We start from the raw sequence: 6,240 nt of genomic DNA on the forward strand, positions 1-6,240 counted from the left end.
CTGGTCAGCAGAATCAGCGGATTTTCCAGCTCCGCGATCATTCGCTCTGCATCGGTGACGAAATAGGGCGAGATATAGCCGCGATCGAACTGCATCCCTTCCACCAGTTCCATCTCGGTTGTGAGGGACTTGGATTCCTCGATCGTGATCACACCATCCTGACCAACTTTGTTCATTGCCTCAGCAATCATGCCGCCCACTTCGGGGTCGCTGCCTGCTGCGACGGTCGCCACCTGCTCGATCGCATTGCCTTCAACAGGCTTTGCCACATCTGCGATCGCGTTTACAAGCTGAGCGATCGTCTTCTCAATGCCGCGCCGCAGCGCGACCGGATTGCTGCCTGCCGCCACGTTGCGGAGTCCTTCCCGGATGAGTGCCTGCGCCAGCACGGTTGCGGTCGTGGTTCCGTCGCCTGCCAGGTCTTTCGTTTTTGAAGCAACTTCCTGGATCAGTCTTGCGCCTGCGTTTTCGAGCGGGTCTTCTAGCTCGATTTCTTTGGCGATCGTAATTCCATCATTCACGATTTGCGGTGCGCCGTACTTGGCTTCTAGTACCACATTTCGACCCTTCGGACCTAACGTAATCCGCACTGCATCTGCTAGCGCATTAACGCCGCGCTCCAGTGCCTTCCGCGATTCCTCGTCGAATACTACAATTTTGGGCATACTTCTCTACCATTGCTCCATTGTTGAATTTAGCACTCCAGGCGATCGAGTGCTAATTTTGAATGGAGGGAAATCCGAACTTTAGTGTTTAGAGCTTACCCCTGGCTGCGTTTGATGTCCTCGATCGCTTGCTGAAGGGACTCGATTTCGCGGCGGAGGCGATCGACTTCGCTTTCCCCAGTTGCGCTGATAGAGTCAGAGGGCTGCGGCGGCACGTTGACCGCTCCCTGATTGGTGCGCGGATAGTTGCCTGTTTTGATGCGGCGATAGTCTTCTGAGGTTGCCCAGTCCTGGAGGTATTTCACCCGTTCCACAGTAAACGGATGGCTCAGTGCGCCCTCAGAAATATTGTTATACAGCAAAAATTTGTAGACCTGGTTCAGTCCGTCCTGGTCGAGCTGCTGATAGCGATCGGACTGGCGAATAAATTCTTCCAGGTTTAGCTCGCTAGCATAGCGGACGCTTCCCCCCGCAACCCGCATCATGGAATGGAGGATTGGGTTCAGGTCATCGGTGACGAGCAAGGCTGCGCGATCGGCAGAGAGTTCAGCTTTTCGCAGCCATTCATAAAAGGCGGCAATCAATCCGGTGCTGATCAGGCTACTCAGCCCAAAAGTTGCTCCCGCCAAACCAAAGACCAGATTAATCGCCCAGAGTGCCATTTGATTAAGCGTGGTATGTCCGCATTTGATGTGTCCTAGCTCGTGAGCAATGACCGATCGCAATTGGGCTGCTTCCATCAAATCAAGCAAGCCCGAACTCAGCACCATACAGGGGCGTTCCTGTCCCAGCGCATAGGCATTGGCGATCGGAGATTGGGAGACAAATAGAATCGGCTCTGAGCTAACATCCAAATCGCGCACCGCTTCTTGAAAGATCTGATAAATCGAGGCGTATTGACGTGGACCGACCTCGATCGCATTCCCGGTTAAAAAGACCTGCCTCGGACGCTCGTAGATAAATTCCACAAACTTTCGCGCCACCAGATCAAAGCCGGGAACACTCCGCAGCGTTTGTTCTGCCTGAATATCAAGCGGATGGCGAAAAGCAGTGCTGGAAATTCCAGAATAGGTCGGCATAGGTTAAGCGGCGGTTAAAAGTTGGGATGCTTCAGCGTTAGCGTAGCGCAGCGATTCCTTCAGCAACAAAGGTTACAGCTCGTCAGCTAGTCCAACACACTGCTCAGACATCCTCTCACTTTATTCCTTCTGAGGGATCTCTCGCCAGAGTCACTCTTCAACACTAAGAAGTGAAGTGCCAGAGAAACCCACATGACTTCCAGCGAATCCAGTCCGTCAAATTCAAATCCGGTATTCAACACGCCGCAGCCGACTGAGCTACAGTCCGAAGAAACAAGAGAAGCGGTGCTAGAAAGGCTAGCTGCCCATCAAAGCCAAGAATCAGACGCGATCGATCCAGAATCAACGCCCAATCCAAACGCAAAAGATGCCGCCTTCCTCGATAATGTGGATGGGCTGGAGAACCGCCATATTACCCGGTTAGACAGTCCTCCAGGTTGAGTAGTTTCACTAGCGAAGAGCCTGACTGGAATTTCGTTCGAAGTTCGATTGCAGGGTTAACGCCAGATCTGTATCAGGTTCTACCACTACCACTTCGACTTCCCGTCTGTCGCGCAGCAGCACTTCGCCCAGCACGCCGACTCCAGCTCCACCAAGAATTTCCAGGAAGTCAATACTGCCGAAAATTTCTCCCAAAACTGCGCCTGCGGCTGCCCCGATCGCCGCTCCCCGGAAAATGTTGGGATTGGTGCGGCGGCTCACGGTTTCGGTTCGGGTGATTACATCCGAAGTAGCATTGATCGCAACGGGTTCTGCGTCTTCAAATAAGGTAATTTCTTCAGCCACGAACTGAGTGCCACCCGATGCAGGCTTCAGCTCTCCCTTAATCTGGCTGCCTGCCGGAATGAGCACACTGCCTCTGGTGCTAGTGATATCGCGAGCGACGGTCAGCGTCACGGGCACGGTTTCTTCTGGAGTCAGAACGATTTTCTCTGATTTGTCATAGCGCACCGGAATCTGTGTTCCTACGGCAACCATCGGCGTACGCCAGCTATCGGGGAATCGCTGGGCGATCAAATATCCTTCGGACGAAGCGGCATCAGATTTGGCGATCGACAAGGGAAGGGCGACTGTTGAAGCGGCAATGGTTGCCAGAGTAACGGCTAAACCAGACTGCCAGGGATGAGAAAGCTGCATGGGTTCCTCCAAAATCGAGATCAGTTGAGATCCGCATCTGGATGCTGTTGACTTCAGCAAAACCAGAAAGTTCCTCAATTTTGCTCTAATGTACCCAAATTATTCCTAGCGGGATGGTGAGGCATCAGCAACTACTTCCCGACAGCCTGCAATGCCCAGAGCAGGGTTTTGGCGATAGGCAGCTTCGGGAACCCAGATGCGCACTCGGCGATCGGCAGCGATCGTATAAAGATAGTCCACATCCGGGTGATAGTCTACGCCCACCTTGAGATTCGAGAAATCATCCTCGCAGAACTCAAAGCCAAACCGCACCACCATTTGAGCCACTAAACACTCTGGCGTATCGCTCGCTTCTCCAGAGGCATCCCGCTCCTGCCAAAAGGTTTCGAGAAACGGGGTGAGAATCGCCAGCACCTTGTCCGGTGTTCCTCTGCGGCTGGCATAAACGATCGCTGGATTTCCTTCAACAATCAGATGATACGATTCTGACATTGGCTTACTCCTGCTCAATTCCTGACTGAATTTCTGATTATCTGATTACAAGGTTTGACGCTACTTCTGAGAAACACGGTGCTGGAGTCGATCGGCAGTCCGTAAGATTTGACCTGCCAGCACTGCCGCCCCAAACCCGTTATCAATATTCACCACACCGATTCCGGCGGCGCAAGAATTCAGCATGGTCAGCAGAGGCGCGAGTCCGCCAAAGCTGGCTCCGTAGCCAATACTGGTGGGTACGGCAATCACCGGACAGCCTGCCAACCCTGCCACCACGCTCGGCAACGCCCCTTCCATCCCTGCCACCACAATCAGCACATCCGCATCTGCAATCACCTGCCGATTGCTCAACAAACGGTGAATTCCTGCCACGCCCACATCCCACAGCCGCTTCACCTGAAAGCCCGATAGCTCAGCTGTCACCGCCGCTTCTTCTGCTACTGCCAAATCCGCCGTTCCTGCCGAGAGCAAGGTAATTGTTCCTGGATAGCGGGGTTTGAGATCCGGGGGAACGATCGCCGCAATCCGAGCCAGTCGATAATATTGCAACCCTGGCACGCGCCCCTGAATCTGCCCATAAACCTCCGGCTCGATCCGCGTTGCCATCACGAGGGGGTTTCGCTGCCGCATCGTCTGCATGATTTGCACAATCTGCTCTGGCGTTTTGCCCGGTCCCCAGATCACTTCGGGAAAGCCCGTTCTGAGCGATCGATGGTGATCGAGATTGGCAAATTCATCAACGGGTTCAAAATCAAAATGCTTGAGCCTGTCCAGAGCCGCTTCGGGACTTACCGCGCCTTGGGCGACAGATTGCAAAAGATGGTGGAGAGCTTCGGGGGAGGTCACAAATCGTAAAAAGGAGAACAGTCACAGTTCTTTCCTATTCTACTGGGAGTGCGATCGTGCCGGTGACTTTAAGCGTTTAGAGGTCTTGCCCTGGTAGAGGATTGGGAGTAAATTCGTGCTGTGGTTTAGAAGAGCCGATGACTATCGCCTTCAGGAAGCCCCTAATCTGCGATCGTCTCCAGCAAGCTAATTTTCGATGAGCTAATTTTCGATGAGCTAATTTTCGATTTGCTTTTGCCCGATGCGCGGTTCCGTTCCTGCCAAAAGTCGCCGGATGTTTGCTTGATGCCGCCAGATTACAAAGAGCCCACCAACGATCGCCATGAGCTGATAGGGCAGCGGATAGCCCAGACCGATCATCAGTGCCATGCCTACGATCGCCGCAATAATCGATCCCAGTGACACAATGCGCGCCAGTGCCAGCACGATGCTAAATGCTGCCAGTGCCCCCAGCCCAACCTGCCACGACATCGCCAGAAGTACCCCCAGTCCGGTTGCTACGGATTTGCCACCCGTAAACTGAATCCAGACTGAGCGGCTGTGTCCCAGCAGTGCTGCCAGAGCCGCCAAAGGAACCATCCCGTCTAACCAGGTTTGTGGATCAATGCCCGCAGGCGCAGCAGCAGTAATTATAGGCAGCGAGAAAAACCAGCGCGTGAAAGCGATCGCCGCCACACCCTTGCCGATATCGATTAGCAACACTGCCAGAGCCGGAAGTTTGCCGATCGTTCGCAGCACATTCGTTGCGCCTGTAGACTTAGAGCCATGTTCGCGGATGTCGATGCCCTTCAGCAGCTTTCCCGTCCAATAGCCCGTCGGAATCGATCCACAAAGGTAGGCAACGAAGAGAACCAGGACGCTGTATCCGAACCAAACCGCCATGACGCTTGCTCCTGCTGAATGCAATTCCAGTGTACAGCGATCGATTCCTCAAAAATAAGCACAAAAAATAAGCCTCATGCCCGCAGACACAAGACCTATTTTGTTTCAATCATTCAGGGTTGCCTTTTAAAACAGGCGCGAACTATCGCGAACTATATCGTTCTTCTGCCCAGGGTTCGCCGCGATGGTGGTATCCGTTGCGCTCCCAAAAACCCAGATCGGTGCGATCGAGGAATTCCAGCCCGTTGATCCATTTGGCACTTTTCCAGGCGTACAAATGAGGCACAACCAGGCGCATCGGTCCACCATGATCGGACGGCAGCGGCTCGTCAAACAGGGTATGGGCAAAGAAGTTTTCTTCGCGCAGGAAGTCTTCCATTGAAATATTGGTCGTGTAGCCGCCGTAGCAGTGTTCCATCAGGTGAACTGCCTTCGGATTGACTTCGATCTGCTGCATAAAATCGGTGACTTTGACCCCACGCCACTTCACGTCTAGCTTCGACCAAGTGGTGACGCAGTGAAAATCAGCGGTGAACTCCGTTTGCGGCATTGCCATGAAGTCCTCCCAGGTGAAGGTTTTGGGAGTGGCTAAGCCCCAGACTTTAAATTCCCACGTATCAATATCAACCGTTGGCGTTTGTCCGTAGGTGAGTACGGGAAAGCCGCTTGCAAGATGCTGTCCGGGCGGAACACGGTCTTTTAGCTCAGAGCTTGGTTTTTGGAAGAATTTGCCTAGCATAAGCCCAGTAGAGGTGAGTGAGGGAAAGACTGAACTTGCGGTTGCCGATGCGATCGATCACCCATGACCGAAATCTTTTGACTAGAAGTTAATCTTAAATCAAAAACAGAAACGCGGATGGCTGAACGCAATGGCTGCATTGCGCTAGATACACCAGCTTTAACTGCACCAGCTTTAACTGCACCAGTTCTAGCCGTCCCTCCACTGTCAACCTAACCCTACTCTTCTTCCTCTTCCTCGTTCTGCGGATAGACGAAGCTCGTGGAACGACCTGTCAGCACAGACTTGCCTAGGGACAATGCTTTTTGCGCTGCGACAGAAGCTTTCCGCTTCCAGGTGGCTTTGCGCTTATCGCGCTTGGATTTCGAGGTTTTCTTCTTAGGAACTGCCATGGCCG

The 6,240-nt window shown here is 53.2% G+C and carries 9 protein-coding genes; 1 reads left to right on the top strand and 8 read right to left on the bottom strand.

Annotation, left to right across the window (positions count from 1 at the left end; translation table 11 throughout):
• Together H6F80_RS18970 and H6F80_RS18975 are read right to left on the bottom strand one after the other, a co-directional pair.
• A partial coding sequence (locus H6F80_RS18970; protein ID WP_277879210.1) for a TCP-1/cpn60 chaperonin family protein occupies window positions 1-665 on the bottom strand: 665 nt, incomplete at its 3' end.
• Window positions 666-760: 95 nt separating this feature from the next.
• Window positions 761-1,744 (bottom strand): M48 family metallopeptidase, encoded by a 984-nt coding sequence (locus H6F80_RS18975; protein WP_190793088.1) that lies wholly within the window; start codon window positions 1,742-1,744, stop codon window positions 761-763.
• Between the two features lie 192 nt (window positions 1,745-1,936).
• On the opposite strand from H6F80_RS18975, the gene H6F80_RS18980 reads away from it, so the two are divergent.
• On the top strand, window positions 1,937-2,185 hold the full coding sequence (locus H6F80_RS18980; RefSeq protein ID WP_190793089.1) for a hypothetical protein: 249 nt from the start codon (window positions 1,937-1,939) through the stop codon (window positions 2,183-2,185).
• 9 nt (window positions 2,186-2,194) lie between these two features.
• On the opposite strand, the gene H6F80_RS18985 is transcribed toward H6F80_RS18980, so the two are convergent.
• The 6 genes from H6F80_RS18985 to rpmF all read right to left on the bottom strand — a co-directional run bounded on the left by H6F80_RS18985 (window position 2,195) and on the right by rpmF (window position 6,235).
• Complete coding sequence (locus tag H6F80_RS18985; protein WP_190793090.1) at window positions 2,195-2,881, bottom strand: hypothetical protein; 687 nt, start codon at window positions 2,879-2,881, stop codon at window positions 2,195-2,197.
• A 105-nt stretch (window positions 2,882-2,986) separates the two neighbouring features.
• A complete protein-coding gene (locus H6F80_RS18990) occupies window positions 2,987-3,373 on the bottom strand; it encodes a histidine kinase (RefSeq protein ID WP_190793091.1) in 387 nt (128 codons plus the stop codon).
• Between the two features lie 60 nt (window positions 3,374-3,433).
• The gene (gene larB, locus H6F80_RS18995; RefSeq protein ID WP_190793092.1) at window positions 3,434-4,222 is read right to left on the bottom strand and encodes a nickel pincer cofactor biosynthesis protein LarB; all 789 of its coding nucleotides are present in this window, start codon (window positions 4,220-4,222) and stop codon (window positions 3,434-3,436) included.
• A 216-nt stretch (window positions 4,223-4,438) separates the two neighbouring features.
• Window positions 4,439-5,104 (bottom strand): glycerol-3-phosphate 1-O-acyltransferase PlsY, encoded by a 666-nt coding sequence (gene plsY, locus H6F80_RS19000; protein ID WP_190793093.1) that lies wholly within the window; start codon window positions 5,102-5,104, stop codon window positions 4,439-4,441.
• Window positions 5,105-5,246: 142 nt separating this feature from the next.
• A complete protein-coding gene (locus H6F80_RS19005) occupies window positions 5,247-5,843 on the bottom strand; it encodes a sulfite oxidase-like oxidoreductase (protein ID WP_190793094.1) in 597 nt (198 codons plus the stop codon).
• A 218-nt stretch (window positions 5,844-6,061) separates the two neighbouring features.
• Window positions 6,062-6,235 (bottom strand): 50S ribosomal protein L32, encoded by a 174-nt coding sequence (gene rpmF / locus H6F80_RS19010; RefSeq protein WP_190793095.1) that lies wholly within the window; start codon window positions 6,233-6,235, stop codon window positions 6,062-6,064.
• Window positions 6,236-6,240: the final 5 nt, after the last annotated feature.

Source organism: Leptolyngbya sp. FACHB-711 (assembly GCF_014695615.1).
Classification (GTDB): Bacteria; Cyanobacteriota; Cyanobacteriia; order Elainellales; family Elainellaceae; genus Leptolyngbya_A.

Excerpts from the sequence above, each read along its gene's own strand:
- H6F80_RS18975 (WP_190793088.1), bottom strand. The coding sequence starts at position 1,744 with ATGCCGACCTATTCTGGAATTTCCAGCACTGCTTTTCGCCATCCGCTT.
- H6F80_RS18980 (WP_190793089.1), top strand. The coding sequence starts at position 1,937 with ATGACTTCCAGCGAATCCAGTCCGTCAAATTCAAATCCGGTATTCAAC.
- H6F80_RS18985 (WP_190793090.1), bottom strand. The coding sequence starts at position 2,881 with ATGCAGCTTTCTCATCCCTGGCAGTCTGGTTTAGCCGTTACTCTGGCA.
- H6F80_RS18990 (WP_190793091.1), bottom strand. The coding sequence starts at position 3,373 with ATGTCAGAATCGTATCATCTGATTGTTGAAGGAAATCCAGCGATCGTT.
- plsY (WP_190793093.1), bottom strand. The coding sequence starts at position 5,104 with ATGGCGGTTTGGTTCGGATACAGCGTCCTGGTTCTCTTCGTTGCCTAC.
- H6F80_RS19005 (WP_190793094.1), bottom strand. The coding sequence starts at position 5,843 with ATGCTAGGCAAATTCTTCCAAAAACCAAGCTCTGAGCTAAAAGACCGT.
- rpmF (WP_190793095.1), bottom strand. The coding sequence starts at position 6,235 with ATGGCAGTTCCTAAGAAGAAAACCTCGAAATCCAAGCGCGATAAGCGC.